This is a genomic window from Pseudomonas sp. Pseusp9 (assembly GCF_059491265.1).
The window spans coordinates 5,062,644-5,080,208 of record NZ_CP168500.1 but is presented as its reverse complement, the minus strand read 5'-3'; the positions used below and the strand labels follow the sequence as shown (position 1 = coordinate 5,080,208).

The window sequence follows — 17,565 nt, the reverse complement described above, 5'->3', positions numbered from 1 at the left end:
ATGAGTTGGCTCACTCCACCATCGCGAAATCTGCCCGCCCAACCGGATTCGGCGTCGACCCTTTCACATTCATCCCTCGACCCGGCGCAAACCCCGGGAAGAACACCAACCCTTCGGCTTCAAGCCGATAGGCCAGCGCCAGGCGCGTGACGTCCAGCACTTCCTGGCGCGCCTCGAAACGTTGAATGGCCTCCACCGAAACCCGGGACTCCCGCGACAGCTCTTGCACACTCCAGCCCAGCATCGCTCGGGCTTGGGCGCAGTGGGCCGGGGTGAATTGGAAGAGGGCGATACGTTCCAGGGTGATCTTCATCGCTTGAGAGGCCATGGTGTTCTCCGGGCTCGAGAGTGTCAGTTCAAAATATACTGTGTTTTTGTACAGTTGTTTTGAGCCCGGATCAAACGCATTTTTTGATTTGTCTTTTCAGGCAGACGAACGGCGCTGCCTTTACTTGCCCGCCAACCCCGGCGCCTCTCGCACGATAAAGTGATCCAGATTCTCGATGTTGGCGCTGAACACCCCGAACGTCTGCTCGGGGTTTTTCTTGCTCGGCACCTGCTTCAGTTCCGGCGTCACCCCATAAAAGAAGCAGTACAACTCCTGCCCGCTCTCGATGGCGTGCTTGATCTCTTCCAGGAACGCCTTGCGCTTGCGGTAGCTGTCGATCAGCTTTTTGCTCAGGTAGACATTGACCGAGTAAGGCTTCTTCTCGAACCAGACCTTCTTCTCGAAATCGATGCGCAAACTCTGGGTGTAGTCCTTGATCTCCTTGACCTTGCCCCAGTAGATCAGCCCCTTGTTGTCTTGCAGGTATTCGATCTTCTTGAAAAACGAGCCGTAGGGCGCGGTGTGCTCGCCAATCTTCAGCGGCACGCGCTTGAGCAAATCCTTGTCGTCGAAGTTCGACACAAAACACTCCACCGGATGGGCGAAGATGCTGGTCTTGTCCGGTGCCGATTCCCTGCCCGGTTGCTCGACGTTGCCTGGCGCCGAAGGCGTCAGCGAGTCATCCCGCACCTCATCCGCCGCGACCTTTGGAGTGATCGGTTTGCGCACATACTCGCGCCTGGTCAGTAACAATTCTGATGGGAAATGCTCCTCGCGACTGTCATCCGTTTCCGCATCCTCCACACCCGACGCCGGCGTCTTCAGGCTCGCATAAGGACACCCCTCGACATGCCGCGTACTCGGCAGGTTCTTGAAATGCGGCGTGCGCACGTAATTCACATTCTTCGCGTTGAAGGTGCCCAGCTCATTGCTCGCATCGAGCGCCAAACGGCAGGCATCGTTGGGGCACTGGAAATGCTCCCTGGCCGAATCGAACGCCATCGTCTCGTCGAAATTCAGATCCCGAACGTCGTAGATCGACAACTTGTCGTTGAGGCTGAGGCAGTAGGCGAGGTCGAATTTCATGTCGGGTTCCAGGTCCTTTATACGACCAGCTTCCAGTGCTGGCGCATTCGAAGCAATAGCTACACTGAGATCACTTCAACATCGCCGGGCCTGCACAGTCCATCAAAGAGGGCGGTTTCATGAGCCATTCAGATGTTTCGCCGCCCCTCCCGGAGCCGGGCCGGATAACACGCCGGGATGAACAGACCGGCTGGCGCCGCTGGCTACCGGGCCTGGGCATGCTGCGCGAATACCAACCGGCATGGTTGCGTTATGACATCGTGGCCGGCCTGGTGCTGACCACGATGCTGGTGCCGGTCGGTATCGCTTATGCGGTGGCGTCGGGCGTGCCCGGTATTTATGGCCTGTACGCGACCATCGTTCCGCTGCTGTTCTATGCCTTGTTCGGCCCCAGCCGGATTCTGGTGATGGGGCCGGATTCCTCCCTGGTGGCCGTTATCCTTGCGGTCATCATTCCACTCTCCGGCGGCGACCCGCAGCGAGCCGTCGCCCTGGCAGGGATGATGGCGATCGTCTCGGGAGCGGTGTGTATCCTGGCCGGTATCGCGCGCTTGGGTTTTATCACCGAGCTGCTGTCCAAGCCGATCCGCTACGGCTATATGAACGGCATCGCACTGACCGTCTTGATCAGCCAACTGCCCAAGCTGTTCGGCTTTTCGATTGAGTCTGGCGGTCCGTTGAGTAGCCTGTGGGCCATCGCCTCGGCGGTGATGGAGGGAAAGGTCAACTGGACCACCTTCACGGTCGGCGGACTCACCCTGGCAGTGATCCTGCTGCTCAAAAGAAAGCCGCAATTGCCGGGCATCCTGATCGCCGTGGCAGGCGCGACGGTCGCCGTGGGTGTATTCGACCTTGCGACCCGCGCCGGTGTGTCGGTCCTCGGTTCGCTCCCGCAAGGTTTGCCCGGCTTCGCCATCCCTTGGATCACCCGCGCCGATATCGTCCCGGTCCTGATCGGCGGCTGCGCCGTCGCACTGGTCTCGTTCGCCGACACCAGCGTGCTGTCCCGTGTCTACGCGGCGCGGACCCGTACCTACGTCAACCCGAACCAGGAAATGGTGGGCCTCGGCATCGCCAACCTGGCGGCTGGGTTTTTTCAGGGATTCCCGATCAGCAGCAGTTCGTCACGGACGCCCGTGGCCGAGGCCGCTGGTGCCAAAACCCAAATGACCGGCGTCGTCGGCGCACTTGCGGTGGCTTTGCTGCTGGTGGTGGCGCCGGACCTGCTGCAACACCTGCCATCCAGTGCACTGGCGGCGGTCGTGATCGCCTCGGCCATTGGCCTGATCGAGATCAGCGACCTGCGCCGGATCTATCGCATCCAGCGCTGGGAATGCTGGCTGTCGATTGTCTGCACGGTCGGCGTGGCCGTGTTCGGCGCGATCGAGGGCATCGGCCTGGCCATCGTGATTGCGATCATTGAATTCCTCTGGGATGCCTGGCGCCCGTATTCCGCGGTATTGGGCCGCGCCGACGGGGTCAAGGGCTACCACGACATCACACGCTATCCCGACGCACACCTGATACCTGGCCTGGTCCTGTTCCGCTGGGATGCGCCCTTGTTTTTCGCCAACGCCGAGCTGTTCAACGACCGAGTGCTGGACGCCGTGGCTGCATCGCCCACCCCCGTGCGCTGGCTGGTGGTCGCCGCCGAGCCGGTCACCAGCGTCGACGTGACCTCCGCCGACATGCTGGCCGAACTGGACGACACCCTGCACGCGGCGGGTATCGAGTTGTGCATTGCCGAGATGAAAGACCCGGTCAAGGACAAACTCAAGCGCTTCGGGCTGTTTGCGCGGCTGGGGGAGACGGCTTTTTTTCCCACGATCGGGACTGCTGTTGACAGCTATGTGGCGAACTATCAGGTGGATGACAGGGAGCGGAAAGATGAAGGGAGCGGATTGTCGTGAAACCCGCGAGATCGAAATAGAGACTTCACATCAAGGAGCGAACTATGCCGAACAACTGGCCAGCCGGGATTGAGCACGTCGTCGTGCTGATGATGGAAAACCGTTCGTTCGACCATTTGCTGGGGGACTACACAAGCATCAATCCCGCGTGTGACGGTATCAACCGCAAGGCGCCCAGCACCAACCCGCTGAAGCTGGCCAACGGCAGTTCGACGGTGATCACCCAGGCATCGGAGTTCCCGGAAAACTACAGCCTGTGGGCGCCGCCGCCCCCTCTGCCTCCGGCGCTGCCGCCGGGCAACAGTGAGGGTTTCGACCTTGGCCACGAGTTCGTCAACGTGGAGAAGCAACTGGGCGTCTCCTTCAAGACCAGCCCGGCTAACCCTACGCTCGCCGGTTTTGCCCAGGACGCCTACGACAAGGCCCGCACCGACCTGAAGGTGTACAAAACCTGGTCGCAATCCATGGCCCAACGGGCGATGAACTACATCCCGTTCGGCGCCACGCCAGCGCAGGATACGTTGCCGGCCATCCAGGGACTGGCGCGCAATTTCACCGTGTGTGATCGCTGGTTTTCCTCAGTCCCGGGCCCCACCTGGCCGAACCGTTTTTTTGCCATGCTCGGCAGTTGCAATGGTCACTTGCTGATGCCCTCCACGGGCACGGTGCTGGCCGGCATCAAAAGCCTGATCGCACAGTTCGGCGGCGAGAGTATTTTTTCGCTGCTGCGCAACAACGGCCACGACGCGCGGATTTATTCCGATGGCGCGATCCCGCTGGCGGCGCTGGTCAAGGGTGGTTTGCAGCACCTGAGCATCGACGACTTCAAGTCGGACGTCGCCGGTGACAGGCTCCCCGAACTGTCCTGGATCGAGCCGAGCTATGGCCTGCTCAACGGCAAGCTCGGGCCCAATGTGTCGCATCATCCACCTGAAGACCTGCGCTTTGGCGATCAGTTTGTCGGTGAGATATTCAACGCCTTGTCGGCCAATACCGCTGTCTGGAACAAAACCCTGTTCGTGCTGCTGTACGACGAGCATGGCGGCTTCCATGACCACGTGGTGCCGCCGACTTGCGTGGCGACCGGTTCAACGGTCGATGTTGAGTGGAAAAATCCATTCACCCGCCTCGGCGTTCGGGTTCCGGCGATCCTGGCTTCGCCGTGGCTCAAGCCGGGCTTGATTCCCTGGACGGGCGATGTCCAGGCGCAGCATTACGATCACACCAGCCTGCTGGCGTTTCTTTGCGATCACTTCAAATTGCCGCGCAGTGCCCTCGGCCCACGGGTGATCGCCGCGCAGCACTTCGGCAACGCGCCTATCTGGCGCGCTGCACCGGGCGTAACGGCTGCACCGACATTGGCAGCCACCGTGGTGCCCAGTCGCGTCGGGTTGCCATTGATCGAGTCCGAACTGGCGACCCAGAGTCGGCAGGTGGTGGACAGCGCCACCGGTTACCTCGACGGCCTCGACCCAGAGCAGATCTGGAAGAGCAGCGCGCAATGGGTCAGCGGTTTTCTCGGCAACCGCAGCCGCGCCTTGGCTGATCCGGCTCAGGCCGCGCTCACGCCTGCCGCGCCCAGTGCCGACAGCCTGGAGGCGAAACTGCGGCGCTTGCAGGATTTGATGGTCACCGCCCAAGGGCAAGCCGTTCGCCCCGTTGCAATGCCTGCCAGCAAAGCCTTGCTCGAGCCGGGAGCGGAAATCGCGCCAACACGGCTGCGCGTCCTGTGCCTGCCGGGTGTCGGCTACACGCCAGCCGGCCAGGGGCAGGGCGGCATCGATGCGAACTGGCAGGACCAATGGCGCACATTGATCCGCACTCAACTGGCACAGAACGGTCGCCCCATCGATGACCAGGACATCGACTTCCTGTCCTTCGACGAGCAACTCAAGGACGGACCGGACTTAGCCCAGATCACCCGAGGCCTGGCGATGCTGAGCGCCGACGCCAGGGGCAAGGCCGACGAGAACTTCGGCAGTTGGGGCCTGCCGGTCAACCAGATGTTGCGCACCACTGTTGGCGCCATCGTGCAATGGATCGAAGACGCCGAGTTGCGTACTGAGCTGACTCAATACTTGTTGGCGAAGATCGAGGCATTCAATCCACAGATCATCTTCGCCCAAGGCCTGGGCAGCCTGATCGGCTACGACGCCCTGCGCCGCTCGGTGGCAAAAAAAGGTTCGGCTCTCAAGCGCATCGATGGCCGAGTGTTCGTCAGCTTCGGCTCACCGATCGCACTGCCGCTGGTGATGCGCGAAGTGTGGGGCGGGCGGGTGCTGCGCCTGAGCGAAAACGGCCGAGGCATCCGCCGCTGGTTCCACCTTCACAACCTCAACGACGGCTTGCTGACCCGGCCGATCACCTCGCCGGATTCCGCACGGGTCGACCTGCAAACCGAATTCAGCGTGCCGCTGCGCGATGACCTGCTCGACCTCAATCACGCCGCCCAGGCCTACTTGTCCTCACCCACCAGCCAGACCGGCCTGTGGCCGCAACTGGCCCGCGATGTGGTGGCCGCACGCGCACTGGAAGTACCGGCGTTCCTGTCCCGCAGCGGCCAACGCAAACGCCGCGCCCTGGTGGTCGGCATCAACGACTACCTCGACCCGGGCGCACGCCTCGAGGGCTGCATCAACGACACCTACCTGATCAGCCGCATGCTCCAGGAAAGCGGCTACGACGCCGGCGACATCCGATTGCTGCACGACGCCCGAGCGACCCGGGCCAACTTCGTCGAGCGCCTCGAATGGCTGGTGGAAGGCGCCCGCGCCGGCGACGAGCGCGTGTTGTTCTACTCCGGCCACGGCACCCAACTGCCGGTCTACAGCGGCAGCGGCGAAGCCGACTGCATGGACGAAACCCTGGTGCTCCACGACTTCGACTGGGACGACGAAAGCACCCACTTCACCGACAAACTGTTCCGCCAGTTCTACAGCCATCTGCCTTTCGACCCGGACGGCCACGGCGCCAAACTCACCGTCATGTTCGACTGCTGCTACGCCGGAGGCATGACCCGCGGCAACGGCCGCGTGCGCGGCATCACCCCACCCAGCGACATCCGCCACCGCATGCTGCGCTGGGACCCCTACGCCGGCGACTGGGACCGCCGCGTCTACGCCACCGACGCCGACCGCCGCGACTTCAGCGAACAAAACAACAACACCCGCGGCCTCACCCGCACCCGCACCACCCAAGGCGCCGCCACCGGCCTGCGCCCCGAGAAAAAAGCCCAGCTGCTGCGCCAAGGCAAACTCTACGGTCACCACGGGCCTTACATGCCGCTGATGCTCTATGCCGCACGGGAGAACGAAAAGGCTAATGAGTATGAGGTGGGCTCCAACAGCTATGGGGCGTTCACTTATGCCCTGGTTGAGCAGTTGCGCAAATTGCATCAGGAGGATGCGACGTTGGGGTTTGATCAGTTGATTGAACGGGTGGGGAGTGTGTTGAGTGCCAGGTCGTTGGGGCAGACGCCGGAGATTGTTGGGCCGAGTGGGGTTAGGGCGGCGGTGTGTCCTTGGCGGATTAGTGGATTGGGGAGGTGATCTCGTAACCGCAATCACAGCCAAGGAAAAGGCCGCAGGATAATCCTGCGGCCCTGATAACACCGACGTTTCCAAGCCAGGCGCTGTACCCCCTGTGGGAGCGAGCCTGCTCGCGAAGGCGCCAGTGAATTTGACGCATAAACAAAATCAGTAACCGGAATCCCGAGTGGAGTTCGTCCCGCAGAACGTCTGCTTGATAACCAGCGGTCGAATGCTTCCAATCTCCGCAGCAGATCTACCTATCCGTACTGCTTTACCCGTGATGGCAATGTAGTTACCGTTGTAGGATTAATCTCCTACGGCTGTAGCCTGTTTCCATGGTCGGGTTTTGGTTCCTATAACTCCTACCGACTTTGATCGAGCCGCCGCCACGCGATGCCCCTTTTTTGCTCACGTAGCCAAGGAAAGCGACTCGATGACCTCGCCTGCACTCAACCAGATCTTGTTTGGCCCTCCCGGTACTGGGAAGACTTTCGCCACTGTCGAGGCGGCGCTAGAAATCCTTGCTCCTGAGTTTCTTCAATCCAACAAAGAAAATCGGGCTGCGCTGAAGAAGCGCTTCGATGAGTTAGCCGCAGATGGATATGTCGAGTTCGTCACGTTTCATCAAAGCTTCAGCTACGAAGATTTCGTTGAAGGCCTGCGCGCGGAAAGCGGAGGCGACGGGCAATTGCGATATGACGTTGTTGATGGTGTGTTCAAAAGATTATGTACCACTGCCAAAGTGACCCAACAAGCGCCCGCAACGGTAGTGAGCCATGGTGTTCTATTTACTAAGGGTGAAACCTTTGGTTCGGGATATGTTGTCGCAAGTTCATCAGCCGAGTTACTAAACTTGGTTAAACCAAACGGTAAAGAGTTGCCGGTTAGTATGAACATGCTTAGCACGCTTGCTGAATATGTGCGGGCAGGACGTTTAACGGTCGCAGATATTCGCAACAAGCAGGTTTTTGACAAAGTGCCAGAGACCATGCTGGAGCCGTTTCTCATCAATGGCTACAACAATATTTTGCCGCTTTTGGTCGCGCGCATATTGGATGTGCGATCCAACGACGCAGAGGTTGAGCCGAAAACTCAATCTTGCAATCCTCATGTACTCATCATCGACGAAATTAATCGCGGCAATATTTCTCGGATTTTCGGTGAACTGATCACGCTAATCGAACCGTCCAAGCGTGCCGGGGCTGACGAGGCTTTGAAAGTGACGCTGCCGTATTCGAAGAAGCATTTCAGTGTACCAAACAATGTCTATCTCATTGGGACGATGAACACTGCTGATCGCTCGTTGGCTGGTTTAGATATCGCTTTACGTCGCCGTTTCACTTTCCGCGAAATGCTGCCTAAGCCTGAGTTGTTGGAAGATATAGTCGTAAATGAGCTCAATATCGCCAAACTCCTGAGAGTGATGAATCAGCGAATCGAAATGCTGCTAGATCGAGATCATTGTCTGGGACACGCTTATTTTATGCCGCTAGAAAGCGACCGTACGCTGGAGCGATTGGGACAGGTCTTTCGTGAGTAAGTTCTCCCGCTGCTGCAAGAGTACTTTTTTGAAGATTGGCAGCGGATTCAGTGGGTGCTCAACGATCATCGTAAAGCCGCTGAGAATTGCTTTATCGAACAGCCACCATTCAATCCAAATTCGTTGTTTGGCGATTCAGTGGTGCTCAGTAACCAAAATAACCAATGGGTGATCAATGAAGAGGCCTTTGCTCGGATCGAGTCCTATTGGGGAATCATTGATCATCAAGCTGTATTTCCAAAGCTACAAGACGCTATCGAAGCTGAAAAAGGCGATATCCAGGTTCGTCAGCTTGAAAGTGGTTCAATTGAAGTTTTACAGGCCGGGAAAATCGTTCGCCCCTCGAAGCCTTTACTGCGTGAACTGGCGGTAGAGCATGGCCTGACAACTCACCATTCAAGTGGTCGTGAGTTCAATACTCGTCAACTTGGCGCAGCAGTTATTCGAGCATTGAAAGACGTGACGGCATGAAACCCATCGTCACGGTTCGCGAATACGCAAGGCTGACGACAGATAACGTCGCCATGCCGACGTTAGATCTTGCTCAGGTGTCAGTTTCAGCCTTTGACTGGTTGTGCAGCTTAAGTGCTTTCTTCAGCAAGGCTGGGGCAGGGTTGGTCCAGCTCGAAAACCGTTGTTTGCTCAAACTCGACAACTACGTCGGCGTATTGGAAACACCTTGCGGTACGCGTCTTGAGATTCTTCCCAAGCATTTCGAGCGCGAGGACTGCATCAAGCAGAGCAGAGCGTTGCTGAGGCGGATGATTCAAGCTTCCCTAGATTTGCCCACCCGTGAGGTCGGTGCGACGGATCTTCAAAGTTTCGATGCGCCGTTGAGCGAATGGGTCATGGGCCGATTCTTATTGGCTCTGGATCACTTGATCAAACGAGGCCTACGTTTTGATTACCAGCGAGTGGAGGAGGAGCAGCGCTTTCTGCGTGGCCAGTTGGATGTGGTCAAGCAAATGCGGCAGCCACCTGGTCGTCAGCATCATTTTCAGATACGACACGACATCTTTTTGCCCAACCGACCAGAAAATCGCTTACTAAAATTCGCGTTAGATCATGTCTGCAAAACCACCAAAGAGCCTCTCAACTGGCGACTAGCTCACGAACTAAGAAGTGTGTTGTTAGAGGTGCCTACAAGCCGCAACGTGCATCAGGATTTCAAACTGTGGAGTAACGAGCGACTGATGGCGCACTACGTACCGGTGAAACCATGGTGCGAGCTGATCATCAATCAACAGATGCCTTTAGCTGTCGCCGGGGATTGGCACGGCATGAGCCTGTTATTCCCTATGGAAAAGCTATTTGAGCGTTATGTAGCTGCGAGCCTAAATAGGGATTTGCTGCACGATGCGCGACTGCTCACCCAAACCGGCGGGGAACACCTGTGTAAGCATAGGGATGAAAACTTCTTTCAGTTGCGGCCGGACCTGATGATCCGCCATCAGCAGAAAAGCTGGGTGCTCGACACAAAGTGGAAGCGGCTGAGTTCATCGGGAGGGGATAAAAATTACGGTTTGAAGCAATCCGACTTTTATCAGTTGTTCGCTTATGGTCATAAATACCTAGCGGGGGATGGAGAGTTGGTGCTGATCTACCCTAGGCGAGCTGCGTTTGATGCTCCATTGCAGGTGTTCGAGTTCACACCGCAACTCAAGCTCTGGGTGCTGCCATTTGATTTGGAGCAGGGCATTTTGATAGGTGGGCCTGAGGGATTGCCGCTGCAATCTCAGTGGTCACAGACGGCCAGTGGTTAGTCGATTGGACGTTTGGCGGGCCAAATCTATATAGGGTGCGGAAGGTTGCACCCTTTTTGCGACAGCCTGTTAAAACAGAAAAAACTGCGAAACCTTCCGCCACCAAGACGTCTGCTGCTGGCCCAGCAGTAAACAGGGCATATCCCGCAACCGTATCCACGGCTCATCCTGCCAATGCAGCAAGCTCAACGACATCTCCGGCCAATCTAACAAACTCAGCATCGGCCGATCCGAATTGTCCGACTGCTCCGCGTCACGTAAGGCCGGCACCACTTGATGGGTGATCCACTCACGCAGCAACCGATTTCCAGGCGCGTAGTGATACACCAACAGTGCATACACGCCGGATTCACTGAGCATCAACTGTTTTTCCGGTTGCCGGTAATATTCAATCCACAATGTCCGGTGCTGGTCCTTGTCTAGCTTGTTGACCATACGCTCACTTAGATGGAAACCCATCAAGCGGCCGATATCACGGGCGCAGAACCAAGGCTGGTTTTCAAGGAGGAGGGCGTGTAGAGGGAGGTTGTGGCGAGTGAAAATTGTCGAAATGTACGGATCAGATATGACTGATCTTTGAGGTGCCGCAGAGCGGTGGTGCGTGTCGGCTGGCATTTCCATTACCCCTACGTATGAAGTTGATGAGGGCCGAACCCGACGTAGAGGATCTAAGAAACCCCAACAAGCTATCCTTTCGGACACAGGAATACGCATTTATAGCTGATGACAGCATGCGGTCTGTGTGGCGAAGTTAGCTTCTACGTTGGGCGTTTCTTAGGCACCTGCGATAGATCTTAGAGTCGCTTTGAATGGTCTTCAATGCGGAAGGAGCTGGAGTTTCCGTAGGAGTTTTAACGATTGCTGAAGCTGCAAGTAAGAGTTTTCCTACCCCACAAAAAAGCCCCGATTAGATCGGGGCTTTCAAATGTTCGATTTGTCGACTCAAGCCGTCAAATCGCGGCTAGCTTAGGAATCAATCCCAGCTCAAAGCCCCACCAGTCTGATACTCAATAACCCGAGTCTCAAAGAAGTTCTTCTCTTTCTTCAAGTCCATGATCTCGCTCATCCAAGGGAACGGGTTAGTGGTCCCTGGGTACTCTTCCTTCAAACCAATCTGCGACAAACGACGGTTAGCGATGAACTTGAGGTAGTCCTCCATCATCGCCGCGTTCATGCCCAACACCCCACGAGGCATGGTGTCGCGAGCGTATTCGATTTCCAGCTGAGTGCCTTGCAGGATCATCTGCGAAGCTTCTTCCTTCATCTCGGCATCCCACAGATGCGGGTTTTCGATTTTGATCTGGTTGATCACGTCGATGCCGAAGTTCAGGTGCATGGATTCGTCGCGCAGGATGTATTGGAACTGCTCGGCGACGCCGGTCATTTTGTTGCGGCGGCCCATGGAGAGGATCTGGGTGAAGCCGCAGTAGAAGAAGATGCCTTCCAGGACGCAGTAGTAGGCGATCAGGTTGCGCAGCAGTTCTTTATCGGTTTCGACGGTGCCGGTTTCGAACTTCGGATCGGAGATCGAGCGGGTGTATTTCAGGCCCCAGGTGGCTTTTTTCGCGACCGATGGGATCTCGTGGTACATGTTGAAGATTTCGCCTTCATCCATGGCCAGCGATTCGATGCAGTACTGGTAGGCGTGGGTGTGGATCGCTTCTTCGAAAGCCTGGCGCAGGATGTACTGGCGGCATTCCGGGTTGGTGATCAGGCGGTACACGGCCAGGACCAGGTTGTTGGCAACCAGGGAGTCGGCGGTGGAGAAGAAGCCGAGGTTGCGCATTACGATGCGGCGCTCGTCGTCGGTCAGGCCTTCCGGGTTTTTCCAGAGGGCGATGTCGGCGGTCATGTTGACTTCTTGCGGCATCCAGTGGTTTGCGCAGCCGTCCAGGTACTTCTGCCAGGCCCAGTCGTACTTGAAGGGTACGAGCTGGTTGAGGTCGGCGCGGCAGTTGATCATGCGCTTTTCGTCAACGGCGACACGGGCGGAGGCGCCTTCGAGTTCGGCGAGGCCTTCGGCGACGTCGAGGGAATCCAGGGCGGCCTTGGCGCGGGCAACGGCGGCGGAGTCAGCGGCGGTCACGGCACGGGCTTCCAGGGCGGCGGCACCGCCAGCGCTGTCGAGACGGTCCATGTTGGCTTCGGCGGCGTGGCCGGCGTTGGCGCTCTTGACTGCTACTTCCGTGTCTTCTTTGTCGAATTCGTCCCAGCTCAGCATGACGTGTCGTCTCCTGCGTGAGGGCCAGTGTGCCCGTGTGAAATTGGATAGGTCGGTTTTTCACACGGCCTTACTGGCCGCGTTGGATCTAAAGGAATCGTTTTTTGCAGCAGCTATACGCAGGCATCAAACAGAATTTTGTACGGGGTTCCGAGAGCCACTGATGGGCGCAGCAAGCGTTGGTCGCTTGTGCGGGGCTTCAGACTGGCTTTTCATCCCTGTAAGGGAATATTGCAGGCCCGTTTAACCCCCGCATTATAGGGAAGTTTTGCGTGCTGTGGTGCGACGAAATGGCCCACGGATCGGTCGACGGTGACCGTTTTTCGGTCGGAGCGAGGGTTTACAGGGCTTTGAAGGATGTTGGCGGGGGAAGATTTTTTTTCCTGATTTTTTGCCCTGGATTATTTTTGCTCAAGAAATAACCAAAAAAGGCTTTTTTCACTACATCTTGTGTTTCGCTGGGGTTTTCTCAGGCTCCAGACACAACTAAGCCCGACCGAAGTCGGGCCATGAAGTCGCGCTGGCGGCTCAGCTCAGGCGGGCGGCACCGACGTGATCGGCACCATCGGCGGCGAGGCGGGCGGCACCGGTGTGATCAGCGCCGTCGGAGGCGAGTTTGCCGGCGCCAACGTGGTCTGCGCCATCGGCTGCGAAGGACGCTGAACCGGTGTGGTCGTAACCGTCGGAAGCGACAGCCGCTTCGCTGGTGTATGCAGCCGAGCCGGTGCGGTCGTAACCATCGGCAGCGAAGGTGTTGGCAGCCAGCACGGAGAGGGTCAGGGCGAGGATCAGTTGGGTTTTCATGGTCAGTGCTCCAGATTCTTGGGCGTCGTTTGTCTTGGGTTGCAATTGATACTACGCCGATTATTTCGATTAAAAAGCGCAAATAAATGCTAAAAATAATCGAATTAATCGATCATTAAGGTTCGGCGCTTCATCTGCCTGATCGTGGCGGGTGGGTCGAACCTTTTCGGGGGAGGGGTGAAGCAGGGGTCAGCCGTTAGAGCAACCGTTGCCCATCGCGCTGTAACGCAGGATATGCCGTTGGCCGTTGGAATCTTCGTATTCCATTTTCATTGGCACAACTTCACAAACATTCGGGGCTTCGCTCATGGAGATCACTTTGGCGATGTCCAGGTTCATCGAGTAAGTGTATTCCTCAATGGGCGGTTGTTGCTGCGCGACATCAGCCGGGACCTCGCCTGCCATGGCACTTGCGCACACGCTGCTGAGGGCCAGAACCAATAAAGCTTTCATTTGAGTTTTACCTTTCTAAGGTCGAGTGGGTTCACGCAACCTTTTTGGGGTTGCGTGTGCAGCTGAACTACTGGGTTTGGGTTAACTGCCTTCGTGGGGGCTGTAACTTGGTTAACTCAGGTTGCCGGGTTGGCGTGGCAGATTTTAGGGGGGGCGGATACGTTCATATAGACGTGGTTTTGATAAACACCTTTGACAGATCCTGTAACAATCCCCGAATAACCTCTTCTCTTCTGTAGGAGCGAGCTTGCTCGCGATGAACCTGAGGGCTCCGTGGGGTGTCAGGCTGGTCGCGTTATCGTTGACGACCATCGCGAGCAGGGCTCGCTCCTACAGGGAACTGTGTGCGGAGTAGAGCTATTCACGACATTTTGTAGGGGCTTGTTACTACCATCGTCGAATGGTTCTATAGGCCCGGCCCGGGCTACAACAGGGTCATACAAAAACAACTATTCCACCGAGGTAAGAAAGATGAGTGCGGCTTCCCTGTATCCCGTTCGTCCCGAGGTTCTGGCCAATACGCTGACCGACGAGGCGACCTACAAGGCCATGTACCAGCAGTCAGTCGTCAACCCGGACGGCTTCTGGCGCGAGCAAGCCAAGCGCCTCGACTGGATCAAGCCTTTCACCACGGTGAAGCAGACTTCCTTCGACGATCACCATGTCGACATCAAATGGTTCGCCGACGGCACCCTGAACGTTTCCTACAACTGCCTGGACCGTCATCTGGCCGAGCGTGGTGATCAGGTCGCGATCATCTGGGAAGGTGATGACCCTTCCGAAAGCCGCAACATCACCTACCGCGAACTGCACGAGCAAGTCTGCAAGTTCGCCAACGCCCTGCGTGGCCAGGACGTGCACCGCGGTGACGTGGTGACTATCTATATGCCGATGATCCCCGAAGCCGTGGTCGCCATGCTGGCCTGTACCCGGATCGGCGCGATTCACTCGGTGGTGTTCGGTGGGTTCTCGCCGGAAGCCCTGGCCGGTCGCATCATCGACTGCCGCTCGAAAGTGGTGATCACGGCCGACGAAGGCATTCGTGCCGGCAAGAAGATCCCGCTCAAGGCCAACGTCGACGACGCGCTGACCAACCCGGAAACCAGCAGCATCCAGAAAGTCATCGTGTGCAAGCGCACCGGTGGCGACATCAAGTGGAACCAGCATCGCGACATCTGGTTCGAGGACCTGATGAAAGTGGCCGGCACCGTTTGCGCGCCGAAAGAGATGGGCGCCGAAGAGGCGCTGTTCATCCTGTACACCTCCGGCTCCACCGGCAAGCCGAAGGGCGTGCAGCACACCACCGGCGGTTACCTGCTGTACGCAGCCATGACCCACGAGCGCGTGTTCGACTATCGTCCGGGTGAAATCTACTGGTGCACCGCCGACGTCGGCTGGGTCACCGGCCACAGTTATATCGTCTACGGCCCGCTGGCCAATGGCGCGACCACGCTGCTGTTCGAAGGCGTGCCGAACTACCCGGACATCACCCGGGTGGCGAAGATCGTCGACAAGCACAAGGTCAACATCCTCTACACCGCACCGACCGCGATCCGCGCCATGATGGCCTCGGGCACCGCGGCTGTGGAAGGCGCTGATGGCAGCAGCCTGCGCCTGCTGGGTTCGGTCGGCGAGCCGATCAACCCGGAAGCCTGGGACTGGTACTACAAGAACGTCGGCAAGTCCCGTTGCCCGATCGTCGATACCTGGTGGCAGACCGAAACCGGCGGCAACATGATGAGCCCGCTGCCGGGCGCTCACGCCCTGAAGCCGGGTTCGGCGGCGCGTCCGTTCTTCGGCGTGGTGCCGGCGCTGGTGGACAACCTGGGCAACATCGTCGAAGGCGAGGCCGAGGGTAACCTGGTGATTCTCGACTCGTGGCCAGGCCAGGCGCGGACGCTGTATGGCGACCATGACCGCTTTGTCGACACCTACTTCAAGACGTTCCGCGGCATGTATTTCACCGGTGACGGCGCCCGTCGCGATGCCGATGGTTACTACTGGATCACCGGTCGCGTGGACGACGTGCTCAACGTGTCCGGCCACCGCATGGGCACCGCCGAGATCGAAAGCGCGATGGTCGCCCACCCGAAAGTCGCCGAAGCGGCGGTGGTCGGTGTGCCGCACGACATCAAGGGGCAGGGCATTTATGTGTATGTCACCCTGAAAAATGGCGAAGAGCCGAGCGAGCAACTGCGCCTGGAGCTGAAAAACTGGGTGCGTAAAGAGATTGGTCCGATTGCTTCGCCGGATGTCATCCAGTGGGCGCCGGGTCTGCCGAAAACCCGTTCGGGCAAGATCATGCGCCGGATTCTGCGCAAGATTGCCACGGCTGAGTATGAGGGGTTGGGGGATATTTCGACCCTGGCGGATCCGGGTGTGGTGCAGCATTTGATCGATACGCACAAGACGATGAATGTTGCTTAAGTAGCGGTTCTGAGTCACTGAAAGCCCCGCCTGGTGTTGCGCCAGGCGGGTTTTTTTTATTCTTCGGGTTTTGTGTTGGTTGGGCGGGCCCCTTCGCGAGCAGGCTCGCTCCCACAGGGATTCGCGGTGTAAACGCGATCCTAGTCACATCACAAAACCATTGTGGGAGCGAGCCTGCTCGCGAAGGCGGCTTATCAGGCGCTACAGCAACATCTACCAATAAATATCGGTTTCCTCTGTCGGCATTTTCCTACTGTTACCCGCGATCATTCAGGTTACTGAATGTGTAACCGCATCGCGCCAGTACGGGGCATTGGGAAACGCCAAGCCCGGTATCAGGGCCTCAAAACCACCGATGAAAAATAAGACCTTACGCTGCGCTTGCCGGATTAGAAGGGTTTGCCAATAATAGGCCCGCAATTTGCAATATAGATCGGTTCAATATCTTTTGCCTTTGCATGATTTTGCAGGGCTGTCAACGTGCCAAAACGGCATTCTCGGTGCTTCTGTAATTAGTTGTCGCATTGAAGAAATATCGGCTTCGGGCCTGTCGTTAGAATGCCGATCACTCGCTCGTCGTTGCCCGTGTTGAAAACTCGCACGCGCAATGTAGGACGCAGCAACGCTTTCCGGTTCCACTCATTCGCATATTGGGCTGTCGCTCACTCTGCCGTTTTAGCCCTTTACCGATGGAGTCCCAAGATGAAGAAACTCGTGCTGCTTGGCGCCCTGGCACTGTCCGTGCTGTCCCTGCCAACTTTCGCCGATGAAAAGCCTCTGAAAATCGGTATTGAAGCGGCTTACCCTCCGTTCGCATCGAAAGCGCCGGACGGCAGCATCGTGGGTTTCGACTACGACATCGGCAACGCTCTGTGCGAAGAGATGAAGGTCAAGTGCGTGTGGGTCGAGCAAGAGTTCGACGGCCTGATCCCGGCGCTGAAAGTGCGCAAGATCGACGCGATCCTGTCGTCCATGTCGATCACTGAAGATCGCAAGAAGTCCGTGGACTTCACCAACAAGTACTACAACACCCCGGCTCGCCTGGTCATGAAGGCCGGCACTCAGGTCAGCGAAGGCCTGACCGAGCTCAAGGGCAAGAACATCGGCGTGCAGCGTGGTTCGATCCACGAGCGTTTCGCCCGCGAAGTCCTGGCCCCGCTGGGTGCCGAGATCAAGCCATACGGTTCGCAGAACGAAATTTACCTCGACGTGGCCGCCGGCCGCCTCGACGGCACCGTGGCAGACGCTACGCTGCTGGATGACGGTTTCCTGAAAACCGACGCCGGTAAAGGCTTCGCGTTCGTCGGCCCGGCGTTCACCGACGTCAAATACTTCGGCGACGGCGTAGGTATCGCGGTTCGCAAGGGCGACAAGGCTGAGCTGGACAAGCTCAACGCCGCCATCGCGTCGATTCGCGAGAACGGCAAGTACAAGCAAATCCAGGACAAGTACTTCGCCTTCGATATCTACGGCAAGTAACACGTCCAAGCGGCAAGTCCGAAA

General features: G+C 57.8%; 11 protein-coding genes and 1 pseudogene. 6 read left to right on the top strand and 6 right to left on the bottom strand.

All coding sequences use genetic code 11. From position 1 onward, the window contains the following. Window positions 1-10: 10 nt before the first annotated feature. On the bottom strand, window positions 11-328 hold the full coding sequence (locus ACEN8E_RS23090; RefSeq protein ID WP_495590004.1) for a helix-turn-helix domain-containing protein: 318 nt from the start codon (window positions 326-328) through the stop codon (window positions 11-13). 120 nt (window positions 329-448) lie between these two features. Further along, window positions 449-1,414 (bottom strand): hypothetical protein, encoded by a 966-nt coding sequence (locus ACEN8E_RS23085; protein WP_495590003.1) that lies wholly within the window; start codon window positions 1,412-1,414, stop codon window positions 449-451. Between the two features lie 119 nt (window positions 1,415-1,533). On the opposite strand from ACEN8E_RS23085, the gene ACEN8E_RS23080 reads away from it, so the two are divergent. The 4 genes and pseudogenes from ACEN8E_RS23080 (at window position 1,534) to ACEN8E_RS23065 (ending at window position 10,157) form a co-directional block, all read left to right on the top strand. Beyond that, the gene (locus ACEN8E_RS23080; protein ID WP_495590002.1) at window positions 1,534-3,324 is read left to right on the top strand and encodes a SulP family inorganic anion transporter; all 1,791 of its coding nucleotides are present in this window, start codon (window positions 1,534-1,536) and stop codon (window positions 3,322-3,324) included. 44 nt (window positions 3,325-3,368) lie between these two features. Beyond that, window positions 3,369-6,872, top strand: coding sequence for an alkaline phosphatase family protein (locus ACEN8E_RS23075; protein WP_495590001.1), 3,504 nt, complete (start codon window positions 3,369-3,371; stop codon window positions 6,870-6,872). Between the two features lie 415 nt (window positions 6,873-7,287). Beyond that, window positions 7,288-8,865, top strand: a pseudogene (locus tag ACEN8E_RS23070) (McrB family protein). Beyond that, complete coding sequence (locus ACEN8E_RS23065; protein WP_495590000.1) at window positions 8,862-10,157, top strand: McrC family protein; 1,296 nt, start codon at window positions 8,862-8,864, stop codon at window positions 10,155-10,157. The pseudogene ACEN8E_RS23070 and the gene ACEN8E_RS23065 overlap by 4 nt, the downstream one beginning before the upstream one ends. 69 nt (window positions 10,158-10,226) lie before the next feature. On the opposite strand, the gene ACEN8E_RS23060 is transcribed toward ACEN8E_RS23065, so the two are convergent. From ACEN8E_RS23060 to ACEN8E_RS23045, 4 genes are all read right to left on the bottom strand, one after another. Then, on the bottom strand, window positions 10,227-10,772 hold the full coding sequence (locus ACEN8E_RS23060) for a BRO-N domain-containing protein (protein WP_495593379.1): 546 nt from the start codon (window positions 10,770-10,772) through the stop codon (window positions 10,227-10,229). Window positions 10,773-11,130: 358 nt separating this feature from the next. Beyond that, on the bottom strand, window positions 11,131-12,378 hold the full coding sequence (locus tag ACEN8E_RS23055; RefSeq protein ID WP_008022799.1) for a ribonucleotide-diphosphate reductase subunit beta: 1,248 nt from the start codon (window positions 12,376-12,378) through the stop codon (window positions 11,131-11,133). Between the two features lie 528 nt (window positions 12,379-12,906). Next, a complete protein-coding gene (locus ACEN8E_RS23050) occupies window positions 12,907-13,182 on the bottom strand; it encodes a hypothetical protein (protein WP_495589999.1) in 276 nt (91 codons plus the stop codon). Window positions 13,183-13,371: 189 nt separating this feature from the next. Further along, window positions 13,372-13,635 (bottom strand): DUF2790 domain-containing protein, encoded by a 264-nt coding sequence (locus tag ACEN8E_RS23045; protein ID WP_495589998.1) that lies wholly within the window; start codon window positions 13,633-13,635, stop codon window positions 13,372-13,374. A gap of 471 nt (window positions 13,636-14,106) precedes the next feature. Here ACEN8E_RS23045 and acs point away from each other — a divergent pair, with 471 nt between their 5' ends. Both acs and ACEN8E_RS23035 read left to right on the top strand, forming a co-directional pair. After that, on the top strand, window positions 14,107-16,062 hold the full coding sequence (gene acs, locus ACEN8E_RS23040; RefSeq protein ID WP_495589997.1) for an acetate--CoA ligase: 1,956 nt from the start codon (window positions 14,107-14,109) through the stop codon (window positions 16,060-16,062). Between the two features lie 702 nt (window positions 16,063-16,764). Next, window positions 16,765-17,541 carry an ABC transporter substrate-binding protein gene (locus ACEN8E_RS23035; RefSeq protein ID WP_008022793.1) on the top strand — a complete coding sequence of 259 codons (777 nt, stop codon included), beginning with the start codon at window positions 16,765-16,767 and terminating at the stop codon, window positions 17,539-17,541. The last annotated feature ends 24 nt before the right edge of the window (window positions 17,542-17,565 follow it).

What these genes read in the sequence shown, in the direction of transcription:
- ACEN8E_RS23085 (WP_495590003.1), bottom strand. Translation starts at nt 1,414, where the DNA reads ATGAAATTCGACCTCGCCTACTGCCTCAGCCTCAACGACAAGTTGTCG.
- ACEN8E_RS23060 (WP_495593379.1), bottom strand. Translation starts at nt 10,772, where the DNA reads ATGCCAGCCGACACGCACCACCGCTCTGCGGCACCTCAAAGATCAGTC.
- ACEN8E_RS23075 (WP_495590001.1), top strand. Translation starts at nt 3,369, where the DNA reads ATGCCGAACAACTGGCCAGCCGGGATTGAGCACGTCGTCGTGCTGATG.
- ACEN8E_RS23080 (WP_495590002.1), top strand. Translation starts at nt 1,534, where the DNA reads ATGAGCCATTCAGATGTTTCGCCGCCCCTCCCGGAGCCGGGCCGGATA.
- ACEN8E_RS23050 (WP_495589999.1), bottom strand. Translation starts at nt 13,182, where the DNA reads ATGAAAACCCAACTGATCCTCGCCCTGACCCTCTCCGTGCTGGCTGCC.
- ACEN8E_RS23055 (WP_008022799.1), bottom strand. Translation starts at nt 12,378, where the DNA reads ATGCTGAGCTGGGACGAATTCGACAAAGAAGACACGGAAGTAGCAGTC.
- ACEN8E_RS23090 (WP_495590004.1), bottom strand. Translation starts at nt 328, where the DNA reads ATGGCCTCTCAAGCGATGAAGATCACCCTGGAACGTATCGCCCTCTTC.
- ACEN8E_RS23035 (WP_008022793.1), top strand. Translation starts at nt 16,765, where the DNA reads ATGAAGAAACTCGTGCTGCTTGGCGCCCTGGCACTGTCCGTGCTGTCC.
- ACEN8E_RS23065 (WP_495590000.1), top strand. Translation starts at nt 8,862, where the DNA reads ATGAAACCCATCGTCACGGTTCGCGAATACGCAAGGCTGACGACAGAT.
- ACEN8E_RS23045 (WP_495589998.1), bottom strand. Translation starts at nt 13,635, where the DNA reads ATGAAAGCTTTATTGGTTCTGGCCCTCAGCAGCGTGTGCGCAAGTGCC.
- acs (WP_495589997.1), top strand. Translation starts at nt 14,107, where the DNA reads ATGAGTGCGGCTTCCCTGTATCCCGTTCGTCCCGAGGTTCTGGCCAAT.